The sequence below is a fragment of the Acinetobacter sp. AM genome, from assembly GCF_003105055.1.
Lineage (GTDB): Bacteria > Pseudomonadota > Gammaproteobacteria > Pseudomonadales > Moraxellaceae > Acinetobacter > Acinetobacter tibetensis.
Genome location: NZ_QETG01000003.1, coordinates 24,638 through 45,809 on the forward strand (window position 1 = coordinate 24,638; position 21,172 = coordinate 45,809).

Below are 21,172 nucleotides of genomic sequence, written 5' to 3' on the forward strand. Positions count from 1 at the left end.
TTGGAATTTAAATGAAAACGTGTTAGAAATTAACAAAATATATATCAAAAATAGAGCAATTACTCTATTTTTATTTATAAATTCAAAGACTTATTTATAGCTTTTTTCATTATATCCGCTATCATTATCCGTGTGAGTTTTAGTCAACTCATGGAATAATGTGAACTAAGTTCTCCAATAAAATAAAGACAATTTAGAATTTAAGTGAACTAAATTCTAATCAGGGAAACACAGCGTGAAAGCAAAATTAGAGAAACTCTTTCAGGACCGTATCCACGGCAAAACCGTACTTATTACAGGTGCATCCAGCGGAATTGGATTGACCACAGCACATCGCCTAGCTAATGCAGGTGCACATGTGCTGCTCGTCTCGCGCACCAAAGAAACTTTAGATGAAGTCAAGGCGGAAATTGAAGCTAAAGGCGGTAAGGCCTCTGTATTTCCATGTGACCTTAATGATATGGAAGCCATTGATGCGGTCTCTAAAGACATCTTAGCGTCTGTAGAACATATTGATATTTTAATTAACAATGCAGGTCGTTCAATTCGTCGTGCCGTCCATGAATCACTTGATCGCTTTCACGATTTTGAACGCACCATGCAACTGAATTATTTTGGGGCTGTACGTTTAGTCCTGAACCTATTGCCACACATGATGGATCGTAAAGGCGGTCAAATCATTAATATCAGCTCGATTGGTGTTTTGGCCAATGCGACTCGCTTCTCTGCTTATGTCGCCTCTAAAGCAGCCCTAGATGCATTTAGCCGCTGTCTGTCTGCAGAAGCACATGCGCATAAAATTGCCATCACCTCAATTTATATGCCGCTGGTGCGCACGCCAATGATCGCGCCAACCAAAATGTATAAATACGTCCCTACGCTGTCTCCTGAACAAGCAGCCGACTTAATTGCTTATGCTATTGTGAAGCGTCCAAAGAAAATTGCCACCAATCTTGGTCGTTTAGCATCCATTACCTATGCCATTGCTCCAGACATTAACAATATGCTGATGTCGATTGGCTATAACCTGTTTCCAAGTTCTTCTGCATCAATTGGAAAACAAGAACGCCTCAATTGGGTACAAAAGGCGTATGTCCGTCTGTTCCCAGGTGAACATTGGTAAGATCCAAATATTCAAAAAGCCTGTCAAAAGACAGGCTTTTTTATATCTTTATTTTTTATTTCAGTCTCAACATATTTCTGCATAAGGCTCAGGATCACTATTTAAGATGCTATCAACCTTTAGGTTTCCAGAAAATTGACTCGACCTGTTTGCACATCGTAAATCGCACCCACAATTGCAATTTGTCCTTGCTGTAGCATCTCTGCTAATACCGCACTGTGTTGCTGAATATATTGAATGTTATACAACACATTCAGCGCTGTAACTTGATCCAAGAAAGCTTTACTCAGCTCACGCGGCTGCATAATCTGATACACGCTGTTTACCGATTGCATTAATGGCCCCAACACATATTGAATATGCGGCATCTCCTTCACCTCCGCAATCTGTTTCTGCTGTAAGCGTAATTGGCATGCACTACTGACTGCACCACAGTCGGTATGTCCTAGCACCACAATCACTTTAGAGCCTTTGGCCTGACAGGCGAACTCAAGCGAACCTAACACCTTTTGTCCTGCAATATTCCCTGCAATCCTTAAACTAAACAGATCTCCAATCCCGACATCAAACAACATTTCTGTTGGCGCACGCGAATCCATACAACCCAATACTGCTGCAATCGGGTGCTGACCTTGATCAGCCGTGACGCGAATCTGACGGTAGATATCCCGTTGCAAACGATCATTTTGAACGAAACGCTCATTACCTGCTTTAAGTAAATCAATCACTTGTGATGGACTCAATTGACGCTGTAATTCGGCTGTGCTGATATCAATATCTAGGACTGCATCATCCAGTTCTTGATAATGTTGTTTAAAGCCCATCAATTTCACATCAACCTGACGTTTCAGTGCAGTTTCAGCTTGATAATCCTGAATGACCTGATAAATATCCGCATCAATCGTTTCCGATTGTGTGGCGTCAATAATTAACTGTTCACCTGCATGAATATGCTCCAGTGCTGAAATGAGGGCGGAACGATTCAAAAAAGTGACTTGTGACGGTAGTTCAATACGGGTGACGATACCATGCAAATGATTCTCTTTATAAATTCTGACACCTTTATAAAAGTTGCCGTACAGAATAAAAGCCGCACTGCAAAATAACCCCACCAAAATACCCATTAGCAAATCGGTCAGTAAAATTGCTATCAGGGTAATAATAAATGGCACAAACTGTTTCCAGCCCTTTTGATACAATTGCTGAAACAACTTAGGATGCGTGAGTTTAAAGCCCGTCACCAATAAAATGGCAGCCAATGCAGATAAGGGAATCATATTCATCAACGGCACAAAACACAGCACAGCCAACAACAGCAATAGCCCATGAATCACACTGGAATACTTACTCCGTGCTCCTGAATTGGCATTGACTGAACTACGGACAATCACCGAAGTGAGTGGCATCCCCCCGACAGCGCCCGAAACCACATTGCCAATGCCTTGTGCCCACAATTCACGATTTGGAGGTGACGAGCGTTTATATGGGTCTAACTTGTCCGCCGCCTCCAGATTCAGCAAAGTTTCCAAAGAAGCGACCACGGCTAAGGTCAGTGCTCCTGTATAAATTAAGGGTTCGGTTAAATAACGCCAGTCAGGTCCCATTAATACTTGCTCAGGTGCCTGCCAAATGTTGGGTAATTGGATTAAATTTGACGTACTCACTGCCCAAGGAGATTGAGTGGCGACTAGCAGATAATTGATTCCTGCTGCTAAAACGACGGCCACCAAAGCTGAGGGAATATTGTATTTTTTGAGAGGGCTACAATCCCACATCAAGATCAGCAATAAGCTGAATAGGCCAATCAGTGCAGCACCAGTATCGACTGTGGCAAACACAGTGTGAATTTGACCGCCCCAGAGCTGTTCCCATGAGAAATCGGAAAAACCCAACAGATAGGGCAATTGGCTGAGAATTAGAATAATCCCAATAGCTGCCAAAAGCCCCAAAATGACATTGTTAGGGATAAAATTGGCAAAGAACCCTAGCTTGAGTAAACCAAAGCCAATTTGCAGTAGACCTGCAAAAATAATACACAATAAAAAAGCGGCATAATTGCCGCCTAATTGATCCAATTGTACCAGAATTACAGCCGTTAGCCCTGCTGCTGGACCCGCAACGCTAATATGTGAACCACTCAATAGTCCAACCAATATACCGCCAATAATTCCAGAGATAATCCCTGAAATAATTGGAGCGCCTGATGCAAGAGCAATACCTAAACACAGCGGTAATGCCACCAAAAACACCACTAAACCTGACAAAGCATCCCTGATATGGAATCGGTTTTTTCTTTCTAAAGTCAACATAGTTAAACCGTTTATAATGATCAAATAGCAAAAAATTTACATCTGTATATTAATATCCAGACGCCCTCAATCTTGTCGGACAATCTGCTGTGTTAAAAGTGAAGTTCTGCTGTGCAGTTGTGACGGTTTATCAGCTTTTAATATTATTTTTGTTGATCTTCAGATTCGGCTCATCTTGAAATTTAAAATGCGACCACACATCAGTTAAAAATATATAGTGATATATTTTTAAGCATAAAAAAACCTCCCATTACAGGAGGTTTTTCTTCATTGAACTAAGGCTTATTTTGAACCTTTAATCCCTGCTTGTAATAACAATGCACCTAAACCACCGATCTTATTCTCTTGGGGTTTATTGGCTTGCGGTTTTTGACCACCTTGACGCTGTGGACGCTCACCTTGTGGACGCGCTTGCTGTGGGCGTTTACCTTGTGGCTTACGTTCAGCACGCTGTTCCTGATTTTGCTCACGACGCGGTGCTTTAGCTGGAGCTTCAGAACCTTCTGGACGCATTGACAAGTTCACACGGTTACGCTCTGCATCAACTTGTAGTACGCGCACCTGAACAATTTGACCAGGTTTCACTACTTTGTGTGGATCAGAAACAAACTCATTGGCCAATTCAGAAATGTGTACCAAACCGTCTTGATGTACACCCACATCAACGAAAGCGCCGAAGTTGGTCACATTGGTCACGACACCTTCAAGCTGCATTCCTTCAGTGAGTTGCGCAACTTCTGTAATGTCTTCACGGAATTTAGCGGTACGGAATTCTGGACGTGGGTCACGGCCTGGTTTTTCTAATTCGCTTAAAACGTCTTGAATGGTTGGCAAACCAAACTGTTCATCAGCAAAATCTTCTGCCTTAATTTGACGAATAATTTCGCTGTTGCCAATTAAGTCTTTCACAGTGGTCGCTTTGGCAGTCACCATTTTTTCGACCAAGCCATAGCTTTCAGGGTGCACCGCAGAGGCATCTAGTGGTTCGCTACCATTTTGAATACGTAAGAAACCTGCCGCTTGTTCAAAAGTACGATCGCCTAAACGAGGCACTTTTTTCAGGTCTTGACGGTTGTCGAAACGACCATTTTCTTTACGGAATTCCACGATTTGCTGTGCAATCGCTTTATTCAAACCTGCGATATAACCCAAAATTGCAGCAGAAGCGGTGTTTACATCAACACCAACGGCGTTTACACAGTCTTCAACCACAGCATCTAGGGTTTTGGCTAAACCAGTTTGATTCACATCATGTTGGTATTGACCGACACCAATTGATTTTGGATCAATTTTGACTAATTCAGCCAATGGGTCTTGTAAGCGACGCGCAATTGAAACCGCACCACGAATCGACACATCTAACTCTGGCAATTCAGCCGAAGCCAATTCAGATGCGGAATAAACCGATGCGCCCGCTTCACTCACCGTCACACGGGTAACCTTAAGTTCAGGGTGTTGCGCCATCATTTCTGCAACGACAGCTTCTGTTTCACGGCTTGCTGTACCATTGCCAATCGCGATTAAATCGACATTGAACTCGTGGCACAACCGCGCTAATTCAGCGATTGAACCCGCTTTATCTTCTTTCGGTGCAAATGGATAAATGGTGCTATGTGCAACCACATCACCAGATTCATTCACCACAGCCAATTTCACCCCTGTACGAATACCAGGATCTACCCCAAGGGTACAACGGCTGCCTGCTGGTGCAGAAAGCAATAAGTGACGTAGGTTTTCAGCAAATACTTGCATCGCTTCAGCTTCGGCATTCAAACGCTTTTCAGTCAATAATGAATGTTCGATGCTTGGACGCACTTTACCTAACCAAAACAGTTTCGCAGTTTGCTTTAAAAAGTCTTGACGTGCTTGTGGCTGAACCTGATCTAAATTGTATTCAACTTCAATACGAGCCAAAGGTGCAGCATCTTCGCCATCGATCTTTAAGCCCAAAACATTTTCTTGGCGACCACGTAACATCGCCAATAAACGATGTGAAGGGACTTTGTTTAGGTTTTCAGAGAAATCAAAATAATCGCGGAATTTCTTACCGACTTCTTTTTTCTCTTCACTTGCCACCAAGCTTTTCAGTACTGCTGTTTTAGCAAAAGTGGTTTTTAACTCTGTAGTTAAAGCAATATTTTGTGCCCAGTCATCAATCAGAATGTGCTGGATCGCGTCAAGTTGGCTTTCCAAATCTGGGTATTCTTCATGACTAAAACCAGCCAAGGCTTCACTTGGTTCAACTGCATCTTGAAAGATTTTTTCTGCAATTGGACCCAAGCCCGCTTCTTTCGCTTTAAATGATTTACTGGTGCGCTTTGGACGGTAGGGCGCGTAAATTTCTTCTAAAGCATTTTTGGTTTCAGCAGCTTTTACACGTGCCAATAAATCATCTGACAGTTTATTTTGTTCTTTCAATGATTCAATGACTTTTTCGCGACGCTCGTATAAATCTCTTAAATAAGCTAAACGTGTATCAAGCTGACGTAATTGAATGTCGTCTAAACCTTGCGTCACTTCTTTACGGTAACGTGCGATAAATGGAACGCTTGCGCCTTCATCGATTAGTTTAATCGCAGCTTCAACCTGATTTGAACGTACGGCAAGCTCTGTTGCCAACTGCTGAACTAAGTCAGTCATCGTGTTTGATCCCACAAGGATAAGTTCTAAAAGCCATGATTATAAAGACCAAGACCATAAAATCCACAACTGTTTTATTAAATTTCATTCTGATTGAATTTGCCAATTTTCGATTTTTTCACCATTCGCACACTTTTTTTGCATATTCAGGCAAAGAACTACAGTAAATCAGGCGTTAATCCGCTATTTTAGATGTATATATTTGGTATCTATGTCTTGATTTTATCTGCGATATTTGTTGCTTTAGAACATAGCAAATCGATATAAATGAATCGTATACTCCTAATGATCTCTCGACCCCGTATACGATGACAATAAAGAATAAGGAGCACACATCATGAGTTTAGTTGTACCTGCAGAACATGGCGATGTTGTACATGCAGAAACTGATCGCGTTGAACGCATTCTCGTCGTAGATGATGATGTGCGTTTACGGACACTGTTACAGCGCTTCTTGGAAGATAAAGGTTTCGTGGTGAAAACAGCGCACGATGCCACCCAAATGGATCGCTTACTCCAACGCGAACTATTTTCCCTCATCGTGCTCGATTTTATGCTTCCTGTGGAAGATGGCTTAAGTATTTGTCGTCGTTTGCGCCACTCAAATATTGATACGCCAATTATTATGCTGACCGCTCGAGGTAGTGATTCAGACCGTATTGCGGGTTTAGAAGCGGGTGCCGATGATTATTTACCTAAGCCATTTAATCCGAATGAATTGTTAGCCCGTATTCGTGCGGTATTACGTCGTCAAGTGCGTGAAGTGCCTGGCGCACCAAGTCAGCAAATGGAAGTGGTGAGTTTTGGTCCATGGTCTTTAGACCTCTCCACACGCACCCTCACTCGTGAAGGTCAAGTGGTCACACTGACTACGGGTGAATTTGCTGTACTTAAGGCCCTCGTACAACATCCGCGCGAACCTCTCACTCGTGACAAATTAATGAATTTAGCGCGTGGACGTGAATGGGGTGCCATGGAACGTTCAATTGACGTACAAGTCTCACGTTTACGTCGTCTAATTGAAGAAAACCCAGCCCGTGCCCGTTATATCCAAACGGTTTGGGGCGTCGGTTATGTTTTTGTTCCAGATGGTGCTGAATAATTAAAACTCAACGAAATTCTTAAACCATGTTTAAGAATTTCGTGACATCACCATTCGCAAGTTCGAGGCAGGAGATTTTAAATAAAAATGTTTCTGCGAGAATTCAGGTGAATGCTTGTATCTGTCGAGTTTTGCGAATGGAAATGGTTTTGCCTACTTTTGCCAAAACAAAAGTAGGTCGAACCAAAGGTTAAAACTGGAATTTAAATTAATCACAGTAAGACCCTGCAAAAACTTCACCCTGTTCTTAAATTATGGGGAATTACCGTGAAATTAGATCCGATCAACCCACAAGAATTTACCGATTTTGTTAGCTACTCAGAAAAGAAGCGCACTTCTTCGGAACGTTTTTTCGATAAAATTAAGCCACGTTCGGCCGCCATGCGCACCACAGTACTGGTGTTGTTTATAGTGTTCTTTAGCTTATTCATGTCGTTATGGTTCTTCTGGAAAACCCTGTATTTACCTGAAATTCAACAACATGCAAGATTTCTTGCCGTTGAACTGGAAATGATCAATAACCCGCGCTTAAAGATTTATCATGACGATGTGCAACTGGATATTGATGAATGGCTCAAACAGCGCGTTGGTGTGGAATATGTCACCGATCCTAATGAATATCCAAGTGTCAAAGATAAGCTAATAGCCGATTTCTTTACCAATCGTATTGAACATCAGCTCGCCAAAGAGTTGAAAATTAAAGACGTCACCGTTTATTTCCAGTTTAAGCCCAGCCCCAGAATTTGGGTGCAAACCCCAGAAATGAATGGACACTGGGTTCGTGAACCGCTGAAAACCTATGCCAACTATAGCCCTGAATTAATTCTTGGTTGGTTACTGGGCATCCCGCTCATTTCCGCTGTCATTATTTTAACGCTGGTTCGTCAGTTGAACCGTCCATTGCGTCGTTTGCAAAATGCTGCCAACAGCTACAGTAAAACAGGCACTGCACCGTACTTAGAAACCAATCATGGTCCACAAGAAATTCGTGAGGTGAATCAGGCATTTAATCATATGATTTACACGCTAGATCAGACAGAACGAGATCGTCGTATTATGCTGGCGGGTATTTCACATGACTTACGCACACCTCTCACACGTATTCGCCTCAGTGCAGAAATGATGCCAGATGATGACTTCCTGAAAGAAGGTCTGATTTATGATGTGGAAGATATGGATGCCATTTTGAATCAGTTTATTTCCTTTATGCGCGATGGCTCAGATGAAGTCCTACAAGCCACGGATATCAATAATTTATTGCAGGAATTGGTCATTCAATTTAAACCTCTTGATGTTCGCTTTAGCCCGCAAGAGCTGCCCTTAATTCAAGCGCGTAGTCTGTCACTGAAACGCTTAATTGGTAATTTAATTAATAACTCCAAACGGTACGGCGCCGAGCCTGTCGAGTTATCTGCACGGGTGGAAGGCGAGCATATTTTAATTAGTGTTGCCGATCATGGTGAAGGCATTCCAGAAGATCAAATTGAAGACCTCATGCAACCATTCGTGCGAGGCAATGCCGCACGCACAGTTCAAGGCAGTGGCTTAGGACTGGCGATTGTGAAACGTATTGTAGATATTCATCAAGGCAAACTCCTGATTCACAATCGAGAGCAAGGTGGACTCGAAGCCATTATCTTACTGCCGTTACCGAAAGAAGAACCTGAAGAGCAGGTCATCATCAATCCCATTGAAAAATTAAAACAAAGCATTAGCGAACACTTCTAATTTCTTCGCTTATCCTGCAATGGTGAAAGCCGTATTTCTAAACTATGGACTTTCACCTTTCAGCAATTGATAGCTTTACTCATGCCCTTCTGATCAATCCTTCAACAAGAATTAAGTGAAATTTCTAGCTTATTTAAAACGATTTGCTCCGTTTTTTAATCTAAATTTTTCTGTATCGTGATGTTGTGCTCCTTAAAACATGCCATTTGTAACAAATTTTGCGCTAATTTTGATCAATAACCGTACAGTCAGTATTAAAAACAACCGAATAGTTATGACATATCCCTCATAAAATCAATTGATTAAAAATTATCAAAATTTGTTATACCTGCATTTTTCTAAAAAATTAGACCTTAGCCTAACAGGTATGCAAAATGCGTTTTCTGATGGGTACAATCCCTATCAGTTTCAAAATTCCAACGAGAGTAAACCATGTCATTAGATCGCATTCGTTTAGCTTCACTACACGACAAAGTCATCAGCGCAGAACAAGCTGCGGAATTCATCCAAGACGGTATGACCGTAGGTATGAGTGGCTTTACCCGTGCTGGCGAAGCAAAAGCTGTTCCATTGGCTTTAGTAAAACGTGCTCACACGAACCCATTAAAAATCACGTTAATTACGGGTGCGAGTCTAGGGAATGACCTTGACAAACAATTGACAGAAGCGGGTGTTTTAGCACGTCGCCTTCCATTCCAAGTAGACAACACTTTACGTAAAGCCATCAACAATGGCGAAGTGATGTTCATTGACCAACACTTGTCTGAAACTGTTGAGCAAATGCGTAACCTTCAGTTGAAAAAGCCAGATGTAGCGATCATTGAAGCAGTGGCGATCACTGAAGATGGTGGCATTATTCCAACAACGTCTGTGGGTAACTCTGCAAGCTTTGCAATTTTTGCTGAAAAAGTAATTATTGAAATTAACACCAATTTAAGCCCAGCATTTGAAGGCTTACACGACATTTATATTCCAACTTACCGTCCTACACGCCAACCAATTCCATTGACTCAAGTGGATGAGCGTATTGGTACAACTGCGATCAACATCGATCCATCTAAAATTGTCGGTATCGTATTTAACAGCGAACTACACGACTCTCCGTCAACGGTAACTGCTCCAGACGATGAGACACAATCAATCGCGAACCACTTAATCGCATTCTTCGAAAAAGAAGTGGCTGAAGAACGTTTACCGAAGAACTTAGGCCCGCTTCAAGCAGGTATCGGTTCAATCGCAAACGCCGTATTGACAGGTTTGAAAGATTCAAACTTCGAAGACTTAATCATGTATTCAGAAGTACTTCAAGACTGTACGTTTGAATTGATCGATGCAGGTAAAATGATTTTTGCATCAGGTTCTTCAATTACCCTTTCTGCAAAATATGGCGAGAAAGTATTTAACAACCTTGAAGCGTATAAAGACAAATTGGTGCTTCGTCCGCAAGAAATTTCGAATCATCCAGAACTTGTACGTCGTTTAGGTATTATCGGCATCAACACTGCACTTGAATTTGACATTTACGGTAACGTGAACTCAACGCATGTTTGCGGTACGAAAATGATGAACGGTATCGGTGGTTCAGGTGACTTCGCACGTAATGCACACTTGGCAATCTTCGTGACCAAATCAATTGCAAAAGGTGGCGACATTTCTTCAATTGTTCCATTTGCATCACACGTTGACCATGCAGAACACGACGTAGACATCCTTGTAACTGAACAAGGTCTGGCAGATCTTCGTGGTTTAGCTCCACGTGAGCGTGCTCGTGCGATTATCGACAACTGCGCACACCCACTTTACCGCGATGCACTAAACGATTACTTTGATCGTTCATGTGCAAAAGGTGGTCATACTCCACACTTACTTCGTGAAGCATTGTCTTGGCACTCTAACTTCGAAGAAACAGGTCACATGCTTGCACCTCAAGCACAAGCAAAATCTGCTTAATTTGATCCGTCATTAAAAACGCCCCAATCGGGGCGTTTTTTTATTGGCTGAGTTTAGAATTTAAACCATAACAACTTAATGTGGCGTCAATAAAAACATCTTCATTAACCCATCAACATTCATCTGTTGCTCGATTGTCCCAATTGAAACCACGCCCAAATTCAACTGAATTTGAGGGGCTTGCTGTAAATACTGAATAGGACTATTCGAACTCACGACAGGATCAATCATGCGATATAAGCCCAGTCTAGGATCCTCCGACTGTAATCCATCGGCAATTGAATAGACCTGCAATAAAATCGGTAAAGGTAAATCAAAAGTTGGAATGCGTTCAGGAGGTAAAATTTCTTGTGAAACTCGTGCCGTGTCCATCAATGCCCATTGCTGCGGTGCAGCTTCAAGTTTCATCAGATAATGTTCAAAGATTTGTTGTCTCACGTCATCAGGTTGGGATTGAATATCCCCAGTTTGAAGACGTAAATCTTGCTCTGTCAGTACGGAAAGATCAGATAGGCCATTGGCATAGCCATGACTCATCAACAATACACTCAAAGCCAGTGCATTGAATATTTTGGGAGAGAAATACATGGCAAAATATCCATTAAAATTTCTACTTCTCTTATTTTAAAACTCGGCGAATAATTAAACAGTTGTTTCCACGTAAAACGCTCATTCAGGCAAGTTCAGCAGCAGATTGACGCCCTACCCGTAACAAGACAGGAAAACTCAACTTCACACGTGGATTTCCCTGTGCTGCCAAGCACTGACGTATATTCTGCAATGGATCTTGCTGGTGCTGTCGCTGATAGTGCTGTACGCCTGACCATGTCGCTAAATACTGTAACAGTTGCGTACTGCTCCATGTGTAGCCTAAGGCTAAGGCAGGAACAGCCAACTCCTGAAAAGGAAAGGGAATGGTTTGGTAATGTTCATCAATATAGTGCCGCTCTGGATCCCAATAACCTTGTAGCGTTTTGAAATAGAGCTGCTGTAACGCATGCTGTAATTCGACATCCTGCAATTGAATCAGACCATAGCCAATCACGGCAAGCACGCCTTTTGGTTTCAGTACACGCTTTACCTCGGCATAGAAGGTCGTAAAATCGAACCAGTGAATGGCTTGTGCAACACAAACCAAATCAACTGATGCAGATGCACAAGGGCTGTGTTCCGCTGTGGCTTGTAAATAACGCACATTCGCAAATACAGGAGCCTGCTGGAGTTGCTGCTCGCTCAAGTCTGTCGCGAGCACCTGCGCAAAATGAGGCGCAAGTAACTGGGTGAATTGCCCCGAACCTGCCCCACAATCCCAAGCCAATGCTCGTTCGGGCACATAAGCCAAAATAGCATCAAGAATTTCTGTCGAATATTGAGGACGTGCTTGTTGATACAATTCACTATTTGCAGAAAATAAATCCTTGACCATGCCCCCTCACTCCCTGCCATTTTTATTTGAAATTTAGTCATGATTGTACAGAGCACAACTTTTCTTTGCGCATAAAAAAACCCTCAAACATTGTTTGAGGGTTTTTGAATATGGTGGCGAGACCCAGGATCGAACTGGGGACACACGGATTTTCAATCCGTTGCTCTACCTACTGAGCTATCACGCCGATGCCGTGTATTAAGCCTCATCTCAGTTGATTAGTCAATCCTAATCCATAAATTTTTGATCAATCGGATATTTTTCAGCCAAAAAAAATCCCTGATGGGATCAGGGATTGAAAACACAAATTCGGTTTTAAAATATATGGTGGCGAGACCCAGGATCGAACTGGGGACACACGGATTTTCAATCCGTTGCTCTACCTACTGAGCTATCACGCCGATGGGGCGTATTAAAGCGTTTTAAGATAACAGCGTCAAGCACATTTTTACAAATTTTGTGTCAAATGATGGGTTTTTCAGCAAATTTTGAGTTGTTGCCATAAAACTTCCCCCCATTCTCATGCATAATTTAGGCTTGCATATAAAAAGGCAGCACCAATGCTGCCTTTTTATTCAATTCATACAGGTGCAATGCCATTACTGCTCCATGATTAATTCTGTTTAGCCAGGTAATTTATTTAAATGGGCCAAACAGCGATGGATCGCACCACAACCGGGTTCAAATATTTTCACCCCTTTGGCTTCTTCCATTCGGCATACTTCCGCCACCAAGCGTTCTGCAACGCCACGACCACGATTCGCAGGATGCACCACAATATACTCCAGCGTCTTACTTTCACCCTGCCCTGTACACCAAATCGCACCTATCACTTTAGTATTAAATTCTGCGGTGTAAACTAGGGTATACTGAGCTAAGTTTTGTTCAAGTTGTTCAATGGCATCTTGCCCATCGCCAAATTCTGGGCTGGTGTCATACAGTCGCTCAAGCTGGCTGCGCATTTCTTCATTTTCTAGTGAAGTATAAGCATGTACGGTAATAGGCATTGATAAACCCTCCTGAGCAATCTAATATGCGGTGATTTCGTCACGGCGAAAAACATTTTACATCAATCATTTTTGACGTTTTTGAGGAACGTGTCTATGACAGAACGTATCAGTGAAGTGGTAAGAAATACCAACGAAACCAAAATTCGAGTACGCTTAAATCTCGATGGTACAGGTCAAGGCACTTTAAACACTGGAGTTCCTTTTTTAGACCATATGATTGATCAAATCAAGCGCCATGGACTATTTGATATTGATATTCATTGTGATGGCGACTTAGAAATTGATGATCACCACACGGTAGAAGACTGTGGTATCACGCTTGGACAAGCATTTGCCCAAGCATTGGGCGATAAAAAAGGCTTGCGTCGTTATGGACATTTTTATGCGCCACTGGATGAATCTTTAAGCCGTGCTGTAGTCGATCTGTCTGGTCGTCCGGGTTTATTTATGGATATTCCATTTACTCGTGCCATGATTGGTCGTTTTGATGTCGATTTATTTTCTGAATTCTTCCAAGGTTTCGTCAATCATGCCCTTGTAACTGTGCACATTGACAACCTCAAAGGCAAAAATAGCCACCATCAAATTGAAAGTGTGTTCAAAGCCTTTGCTCGTGCATTACGTATGGCGTGTGAGGTTGATCCTCGCGCTGCCAATACTATTGCCTCAACCAAAGGTAGTTTGTAATGACCCGTATTGCACTTCTTGATTATGGCATGGGCAATTTGCACTCGGCGGCAAAAGCACTGGAACATGTCGGAGCGACTGTTGATGTCACCAATGATCCGAAACTGATTGCTCAAGCAGATAAAATTGTATTCCCGGGTGTCGGTGCGATGCGTGACTGTATACAAGGCATGCATGAAGCCGGGATTGATGAAGTGGTGCGTAAAGCCGCATTTAACAAACCTGTTTTAGCCATTTGCGTAGGTATGCAGGCACTGATGCAGCACTCTGAAGAAAATGGCGGCACGGATGCGCTGGGTATTTTTGAAGGTGCCGTCAAACACTTCCCAGACATGGATGGCTTAAAAGTGCCACACATGGGCTGGAATCAAGTGCATCAGGCCGATCCAAACCATCCAATGTGGAACAACATTGAACAAGATGCGCGTTTCTACTTCGTGCATAGCTTCTATGTCGAACCCAAAGACAGCAATATTGTGGCTGCGACCTGTGATTATGGCATTCAATTCTGCTCGGCCATTCATCAAGAAAATCTATTCGCGACACAGTTCCATCCAGAAAAGAGTCATACGGCTGGACTACAATTACTGAAAAACTTTGTGGAATGGGATATTTAATTCATTTCTGCATCTCTTGTATTAAAAAGCTCAACTTCGGTTGGGCTTTTCTTTTAATATCGGGCTATCACAGCATAGAAATATATAAAAAATGATTCAATTTCAATTTTTTCCTCGCTCTCATCCAACAACACCAAAACTCTTAGAAGTTACTCAGGTTTTCGAATGTTACCTTAGTAATATCAACTCACAAATACATCAGCTCTCAAGCAATGAAGTACTTCTTATTATTGCAAATGGTCTTGAGCAAATCGGATTCAAAGTTGAAAAAAGTAAATCTGCCGAAGATAAAATCCCTGTTCCAGTCCTATACGGTTACAACAACAAAACTTCTAAAAGTTTCTTAGCCGATGCAATTCACTTTGAGCAAAAAATCGTTGTTGAAGTTGAGGCTGGTCGTGCTGTTGTTAATAATCAATTCTTAAAAGATATATTTCAAGCCAGTATGATGGTTGATATTGATTATCTGGTTTTGGCTGTACGAAATACTTATCGCCAATCGGATGATTTTCAAAAAGTCTATCAATTCTTAGACACACTATATACATCCCAAAGAATCCAGCTACCCTTAAAAGGAATATTAATCATTGGTTATTAACTTCAAATCTTTTGCCAATCAACATGAAAGGCTATAGGCTAAAGCATCATCTTAGGCACTTATTCTATGGATAAGCTAGATTTATCATTAATCCCCAGCAAAGAACAAATTCAACAATTGCCTGTTTTTCAAAATTTGGCACCCGAGCAGATTCAACTGATTTCCAAGCTAGAACAATGTCACGCCCTGCAAGATGAACTCTTTTCCGCCCCTTTATTTGGCTTTGATTCCGAATCTAAACCCACCTTTCGTAAAGGTGAAGTTGCAACAGGACCGCATGTAATTCAATTGGCAACCGCCGATCAGGCGTATGTTTTCCAAATTAGCCCCGCCATTTTGGACTTTTTAACCCCAATTTTTGAAAATCCTGAACAACTTAAAGTTGGCTTTGGTTTAAAAAATGATGCGCATCTGTTTCGTAAAAAAGGCATTCATTTCAATCAGGTGCTTGATCTTGCCAAAGCTTTTACTGCATTTGGCATCACCACTCCCGTAGGCGTTAAAAATGCGATGGCATTACTGTTTCAGGTCAATTTTCCAAAAAGTAAAAGTGTCAGCACCTCGAACTGGAGTAAATTTCCTTTAAGCGCGGCACAAATCCAATATGCGGCTGCCGATGCCTATGCCCCTGTGCTGATTTATCAAGAATTACAACGTTTAGGTATAACTTTGCCTGCTGCACAACATAGAACGAAATAAAAGCAACATCTTGCTTAGATATTTGCCAATACTTTGCTAAGATTGCGGCGAATAAATTCTATAAGATCGGGTAAGGAGCGAAAGCATGCTGATCATCCCTGCAATTGACCTGAAAGATGGCAAATGTGTCCGTTTAAAACAAGGCCGTATGGAAGACGATACCGTATTTTCTGATGACCCTGTGGCAACTGCACAGCATTGGGTTAATGAAGGCGCACGTCGCTTACATTTGGTCGATTTAAACGGTGCTTTTGCGGGTACCCCGATTCATAAACCTGTGGTTGAGGCGATTGCCAAAGCACAACCGGAGCTGCCAATTCAAATTGGTGGCGGCATTCGTTCACTGGAAACCATTGAGCATTATTTAGATGCTGGTGTGTCTTTTGTGATTATTGGCACCAAAGCGGTGCAAGAGCCTGAATTTGTCGAAGAAGCCTGTAAGAAATTTGCGGGTCATATTATTGTTGGTATTGATGCCATGAATGGCATGGTCGCAACCGATGGTTGGGCTAATGTCACTGATGTGAAAGCCACTGATCTGGCAAAACGTTTTGCAGATGCTGGCGTATCGAGCATTGTGTATACCGATATTGCCCGTGATGGCATGATGCAAGGTGTAAACGTGGAGCAAACCGTTCATTTGGCACAATACTCAGGCTTGCCTGTGATTGCGTCTGGTGGTGTGACCAATTTAGATGACGTACGTAACTTAAAAGGTCAACCAGGTATTCTGGGTGCCATTACAGGTCGTGCCATTTACGAAGGTTCATTGAACTTACGTGAAGCACAGCTATTATTGGATCAGCAAGCGCTTTAAATCCAAGCACTAAAAAAGAGGTCAAATGACCTCTTTTTTTTCGCTGAAGATTAAATTCAGCCTATGTGCTTACTTTAGTAAATCGCATTACGAATAAATTTAAGCGGAGCTGAAGCATGATTGATATAACGGTAATCAATAGTACTGGCATACACGATTGATTCACCTGCATGCAACACTTTCACCTCACCTGCCAAATCTAAGGTGAGCTCTCCTTCAATCACATACAACATCTCACGATAGCCTTCTGGGTCGGGTTCGGCACAATATTGTTCATTGGGTGCCAAAGTCCACGTCCAGAGCTCTACCTTTTTGCTGGCAGATGCGGAAGCCAAAAGTATTGCTTCACTTTGGGCTTGTGTTCCTTGCCATGCTAACGCATTCACAACCGCTTGGCCGTGTTGTTCAGGCGCAGCAATCATCTGGGCAAAATCCACCTCAAGTACATCAGCAATTAAGCTCAGTTTTGCCAGACTAATATTGTCTTGTCCAGTTTCCACCCCTGCCACCATGCGCCGACTTAAACCTGCCAAATCTGCCAATTGCTGTTGACTTAAGCCTTTTAGATTACGGTAATGGCGAACATTTTGACTCACATATTGTAAAACCGCAGGATGCTTCATATTGGCATTTCAAGAAAAATTTGAGCAATATATTGCACAAAAAATAAAAGCATGACAAGCTATGTGCAATATACTGCACACAACTCCAATGATCGCTATGTTCAATGCACGTTTTGGCTCCAATGCTCCTGTGATTGCCCTGATACTTATTACTTTTATTTGGGGCGGTACATTTTTGACCGTGAAATATGCCCTTAATTTTAGTTCACCAATGTTTTTTGTGGGTTGCCGTTTTGCCTGCGCAGCAACCATTATTGGTTTGCTCTCTTTTAGGCAACTCAAACACATTACCGCGCAAGACTTATTCGCAGGTTGTATTATCGGCTGTATGCTCACTATCGGTTATGGCACGCAAACTGTGGGTTTACAAACCATTAGTAGCAGTGAATCGGCATTTTTAACCGCATTGTATGTGCCCTTAGTCCCTGTATTGTTGTGGTTAATTTTCCGTAAAGTCCCACATTTTATGATCTGGATTGGCGCGTTCTGTGCGTTTATAGGCTTGGTTTTATTGACGGGTAATGGTTTCCATGCAATCACTTTAAATTTTGGTCAGGTGGTGACCTTACTCGGTGCAATTGGGATCGCATTGGAAATTATTCTGATTGGTTATTTTGCCCCAAAAGTAAATTTAGGTCGGGTAACAGTCATTCAACTGGCGGTGGCTTCTTTACTGGCCTTTGCCTCAATGCCGTTGGTAGGTGAACATAGCATTCCCAGCTTTTCATGGCCTTTGCTCAGTATCGCGATGGGTTTGGGTCTCGCCAGTGCCTTGATTCAGTACGTCATGAATTGGGCACAACGTTCGGTAGATCCATCGCAAGCGGCCATTATTTATGCAGGCGAACCCGTTTGGGCAGCACTTTTTGGACGCCTTGCAGGTGAACGCTTGGCACCATTGGCTTTATTGGGCGGTGTATTGGTGGTTTTTGGTATCCTCATCAGTGAATGGAAACCCAAACGCTTGAAATCCAAAACAGAAATTGAACAACTCTAATGACGTAAAAGAATGAAGTCGATTGCTGCCCTCAATCGACTTCATCATCACGTGATCTATTTAGAATGACACCATTTTTCCTGGATTCATCATGGCACCAATGCCATACATACTTTTCGCAATCGGAATTACAATCGGTGCCAATGCACGACCCATGGGAATATTCATGTGTTGAATTTTGGTCAGCATTTCAAAATCATCTGACAGCCCCAAGAAATCATCGGCAATGGCTTTCCCAATCCGCACCGTTTGCGCGACGCCATGCCCACTCCAACCCTGTACCGCGTAAATCGGAAATTGATTGCCAAATTTACGACTGTCAGTAGCCCCATTCACGGTTAAATCGGTGGTTCCGCTCCAAACAAAATCGAGCTCGACCTGTTTAAGTTGCGGAAATACATGTTGAATACGCCCTAACAAATAATCATGTGTTTGCTGTGCATTCCAACATGAGCCTGTGCCTTCTCCCCCAAACAATAAGCGGTTTTTTGATACACCACGGTAATAGTCAATCTGAAACTGTGTGTCATAGACGGGGAGATCCGTCGGGAGCAAGGCTTTTAAATCAAGTTCTAACGGCGCTGTGGTACACACATAGGTATAAAACGGGATGGTGGTTTGTTTACGTTCTTCCAATAGTGTAAACGACGCATGATGCACGGCCATCACCACACTTTTACGCGCTTTAATTACGCCGTTTTCCGTGGTGACATAAATACCATCGGCACGTTCTTGTATGGATTGCACTTCAGTTTGCTCATAAATTTTGCCACCATTTTGACAAAAGCCATACGCCAAACCACGAGTCAAGGCTAAGGAATGAATATGCCCCCCGAGGTGATCCAATAAACCACCGAAATAATGTTCGGAAGCGACATGTTCACGCAATTCATCCTGATTTAAAAGCGACGTATGGGTTTCTTGCAAATACTCACGTGCTTGCATTCCTGCGCGCAAAGCATCTAAATGCCCCGGATGTACCGCAGCCGTAATGTGACCGCGTTTGCGTTGCAATTCCAACTCATATTTGTCACAAATGCCGTCAATTAAAGACATGGCTTCGGTGGACGTGAAATGCCATAACTTTTTAGCATCTTCAAAACTAAAGTGTTCCACCATAGTCTCGGCTTCCCAACGTGCCAAGCCGGGAGTCAGTTGTCCGCCATTACGCCCAGATGCAGCACTGCCAATACGGTTTTTTTCGACCAGTACAGTGTCTACACCTTGCTCTGCCAAATGCAAAGCCGTCGATGTCCCCAATAATCCTCCACCAATAACTAAAACATCACAGACCATATCGGCATTTAAAGACGCAAATTCATGCCATGTTTTTAATGAACTTTCATAATAGTTTGCAGGATGACTAAACTCACCACGCTTCGGATTAAGCCAATTCCACTCTTTACCACTATGTAAAGCATGACTGGCCTTATACTCCACGTCATTTTCAAATATTGGTTTATTTATCTTCATGTCATTCACACTCTCATTTACTTTATTTTCATGTCAAGCCTAATAGGCATTTTCAATCACAATGTTTTGTCTTTTCAGTCTTTTATAGATAAATAATGCAATACCGACAGCCAACCAAGAACATCCAAACATCAAGGCATTACGCTCTAAATTCAGCCAAAGCCCAATCATGACCGTCACCGATAAAAGCGGCAGAATCAGGTTGAAAAATTTGTTCTTCAACCCTTGTGTTTGTTTGTCACGCAAATAGAATTTTGCAAAGACCGAGAAATTCACTGCGGTAAAGGCAATTAAAGCACCAAAACTAATCATGCTCACCACTGTCGCCAACTCTAGGAAAATGGCCGCCAGTGAAATCAATCCAATGGTCAATACGGCATACAACGGTGTGCCTAATTTAGTATGTAGCTGTCCAAACGTTGCTTTGGGGAAAATGCCATCCTTCGCCATGATATGAATTAAGCGTGAAGCACTGGCATGCGTCGCCAAACCTGAAGCAAAAGTATTCATAATTTGGGCGCACAAGAAAACGGCTTGAAATAAGGCTCCGCCGACATACAGTACGATTTCAGGCAAAGCTTCATCTGGTTTGTTAAAGCGGACATTGCTTGGGAAATACAATTGAATAAACCATGAAGCTGTGAAGAAGATGGCACCGCCCACCAATGTGGTGAGCAACACCGCACGTGGAATATTCTTTTTCGGATCTTTGGTTTCATGTGCCAATGTAGTCACGGCGTCGAAACCCAAAAATGAAAAACATAGAATAGATGCACCTGCAATCAAAGGTAGAACCGTGGTATCTCCGTTAAATAAAGGAGCCAAGGTCAATACATGGGCATAACCTTGTTCTGAACCCACGCCCTGAATAACCAAATAAATAAACACCACCATGAGCAGCAACGGCATCAATACAAAAAGCAGACTTAAATTTGCCAAGAAATTAATGCGGAAGCAGTTAATCAGCGTCACGATGCCAGTGAACAAAGCGACCCAAACCCAATACGGCACACTTGGAATCACAGCTTCTAAATAAATGCCTGCCAGTAAAGCATTCACCAAAGGCAGCAAAATATAATCCAGCAATGAACACCAACCCACAAAGAAACCCGCTTTTGCTCCGCATGACTGGGCAGTGTAATTATAAGCTGAACCCGAATCTTCACTGATTCGACTGAAACGTGCGTAACTAAACGCAGTTAAGAGCATCGCAAATAGCGCCAAAATATAGGCGAGTGGCACGCGACCTTCGGTCACCCCCGAGACGATACCAAAAGTATCGAATACTACCATAGGGGTCATGTACGCTACACCAATCATAATGACTTGCCACAAGGACAACGATTTTAAAGAAACTTCTGTTCTTTTCATTT

18 protein-coding genes and 2 tRNA genes are annotated in these 21,172 nt (G+C 42.5%); 10 read left to right on the forward strand and 10 right to left on the reverse strand.

Annotated features, from left to right (window positions below; translation table 11 throughout):
- Nucleotides 1-235 precede the first annotated feature (235 nt).
- Nucleotides 236-1,123, forward strand: a complete 888-nt coding sequence (locus DCO44_RS02465) for an SDR family NAD(P)-dependent oxidoreductase (RefSeq protein WP_116759037.1) — start codon at nt 236-238, stop codon at nt 1,121-1,123.
- 119 nt (nt 1,124-1,242) lie between these two features.
- On the opposite strand, the gene DCO44_RS02470 is transcribed toward DCO44_RS02465, so the two are convergent.
- Both DCO44_RS02470 and DCO44_RS02475 read right to left on the reverse strand, forming a co-directional pair.
- Complete coding sequence (locus DCO44_RS02470; protein WP_116759038.1) at nt 1,243-3,432, reverse strand: SulP family inorganic anion transporter; 2,190 nt, start codon at nt 3,430-3,432, stop codon at nt 1,243-1,245.
- A gap of 282 nt (nt 3,433-3,714) precedes the next feature.
- Entirely contained in the window at nt 3,715-6,072 is a 2,358-nt protein-coding gene (locus tag DCO44_RS02475) for a Tex family protein (protein WP_116759039.1), read from the reverse strand.
- 337 nt (nt 6,073-6,409) lie between these two features.
- Between DCO44_RS02475 and ompR the strand changes: the two genes are divergently transcribed.
- The 3 genes from ompR (at nt 6,410) to DCO44_RS02490 (ending at nt 10,852) form a co-directional block, all read left to right on the forward strand.
- Nucleotides 6,410-7,174: a two-component system response regulator OmpR gene (gene ompR / locus DCO44_RS02480; protein WP_116759040.1), complete on the forward strand. Its 765-nt coding sequence runs from the start codon at nt 6,410-6,412 to the stop codon at nt 7,172-7,174.
- A gap of 267 nt (nt 7,175-7,441) precedes the next feature.
- Nucleotides 7,442-8,902 carry an ATP-binding protein gene (locus tag DCO44_RS02485; RefSeq protein ID WP_116759041.1) on the forward strand — a complete coding sequence of 487 codons (1,461 nt, stop codon included), beginning with the start codon at nt 7,442-7,444 and terminating at the stop codon, nt 8,900-8,902.
- A gap of 432 nt (nt 8,903-9,334) precedes the next feature.
- Entirely contained in the window at nt 9,335-10,852 is a 1,518-nt protein-coding gene (locus tag DCO44_RS02490) for an acetyl-CoA hydrolase/transferase family protein (protein WP_116759042.1), read from the forward strand.
- A gap of 75 nt (nt 10,853-10,927) precedes the next feature.
- On the opposite strand, the gene DCO44_RS02495 is transcribed toward DCO44_RS02490, so the two are convergent.
- The 5 genes from DCO44_RS02495 to DCO44_RS02515 all read right to left on the reverse strand — a co-directional run bounded on the left by DCO44_RS02495 (nt 10,928) and on the right by DCO44_RS02515 (nt 13,285).
- Nucleotides 10,928-11,440, reverse strand: a complete 513-nt coding sequence (locus tag DCO44_RS02495; RefSeq protein ID WP_116759043.1) for a hypothetical protein — start codon at nt 11,438-11,440, stop codon at nt 10,928-10,930.
- 85 nt (nt 11,441-11,525) lie between these two features.
- A complete protein-coding gene (locus DCO44_RS02500; protein ID WP_116759044.1) occupies nt 11,526-12,278 on the reverse strand; it encodes a class I SAM-dependent methyltransferase in 753 nt (250 codons plus the stop codon).
- Nucleotides 12,279-12,389: 111 nt separating this feature from the next.
- Nucleotides 12,390-12,465: transfer RNA gene (locus DCO44_RS02505), tRNA-Phe, on the reverse strand.
- Nucleotides 12,466-12,603: 138 nt separating this feature from the next.
- Nucleotides 12,604-12,679, reverse strand: a tRNA-Phe gene (locus DCO44_RS02510).
- A gap of 222 nt (nt 12,680-12,901) precedes the next feature.
- A complete protein-coding gene (locus DCO44_RS02515) occupies nt 12,902-13,285 on the reverse strand; it encodes a GNAT family N-acetyltransferase (RefSeq protein WP_116759045.1) in 384 nt (127 codons plus the stop codon).
- Nucleotides 13,286-13,381: 96 nt separating this feature from the next.
- Here DCO44_RS02515 and hisB point away from each other — a divergent pair, with 96 nt between their 5' ends.
- From hisB to hisA, 5 genes are all read left to right on the forward strand, one after another.
- The gene (gene hisB, locus DCO44_RS02520) at nt 13,382-13,975 is read left to right on the forward strand and encodes an imidazoleglycerol-phosphate dehydratase HisB (RefSeq protein WP_116759046.1); all 594 of its coding nucleotides are present in this window, start codon (nt 13,382-13,384) and stop codon (nt 13,973-13,975) included.
- Nucleotides 13,975-14,592: an imidazole glycerol phosphate synthase subunit HisH gene (hisH, locus tag DCO44_RS02525; protein ID WP_116759047.1), complete on the forward strand. Its 618-nt coding sequence runs from the start codon at nt 13,975-13,977 to the stop codon at nt 14,590-14,592. Before hisB ends, hisH begins: the two co-directional genes overlap by 1 nt.
- A gap of 91 nt (nt 14,593-14,683) precedes the next feature.
- The gene (locus tag DCO44_RS02530) at nt 14,684-15,190 is read left to right on the forward strand and encodes a hypothetical protein (RefSeq protein WP_116759048.1); all 507 of its coding nucleotides are present in this window, start codon (nt 14,684-14,686) and stop codon (nt 15,188-15,190) included.
- 66 nt (nt 15,191-15,256) lie between these two features.
- Nucleotides 15,257-15,889, forward strand: coding sequence for a 3'-5' exonuclease (locus tag DCO44_RS02535; RefSeq protein ID WP_116759049.1), 633 nt, complete (start codon nt 15,257-15,259; stop codon nt 15,887-15,889).
- A gap of 85 nt (nt 15,890-15,974) precedes the next feature.
- Nucleotides 15,975-16,706 carry a 1-(5-phosphoribosyl)-5-[(5-phosphoribosylamino)methylideneamino]imidazole-4-carboxamide isomerase gene (hisA, locus tag DCO44_RS02540; protein WP_116759050.1) on the forward strand — a complete coding sequence of 244 codons (732 nt, stop codon included), beginning with the start codon at nt 15,975-15,977 and terminating at the stop codon, nt 16,704-16,706.
- 74 nt (nt 16,707-16,780) lie between these two features.
- On the opposite strand, the gene DCO44_RS02545 is transcribed toward hisA, so the two are convergent.
- Nucleotides 16,781-17,329: a helix-turn-helix domain-containing protein gene (locus tag DCO44_RS02545; RefSeq protein ID WP_116759051.1), complete on the reverse strand. Its 549-nt coding sequence runs from the start codon at nt 17,327-17,329 to the stop codon at nt 16,781-16,783.
- Nucleotides 17,330-17,426: 97 nt separating this feature from the next.
- On the opposite strand from DCO44_RS02545, the gene DCO44_RS02550 reads away from it, so the two are divergent.
- Nucleotides 17,427-18,326, forward strand: coding sequence for a DMT family transporter (locus DCO44_RS02550; protein WP_116759052.1), 900 nt, complete (start codon nt 17,427-17,429; stop codon nt 18,324-18,326).
- A gap of 60 nt (nt 18,327-18,386) precedes the next feature.
- Here DCO44_RS02550 and DCO44_RS02555 read toward each other — a convergent pair whose 3' ends face one another.
- Both DCO44_RS02555 and DCO44_RS02560 read right to left on the reverse strand, forming a co-directional pair.
- Nucleotides 18,387-19,799: an NAD(P)/FAD-dependent oxidoreductase gene (locus DCO44_RS02555; RefSeq protein WP_116759053.1), complete on the reverse strand. Its 1,413-nt coding sequence runs from the start codon at nt 19,797-19,799 to the stop codon at nt 18,387-18,389.
- Between the two features lie 39 nt (nt 19,800-19,838).
- Complete coding sequence (locus DCO44_RS02560) at nt 19,839-21,170, reverse strand: APC family permease (protein WP_116759054.1); 1,332 nt, start codon at nt 21,168-21,170, stop codon at nt 19,839-19,841.
- Between the last annotated feature and the right edge of the window lie 2 nt (nt 21,171-21,172).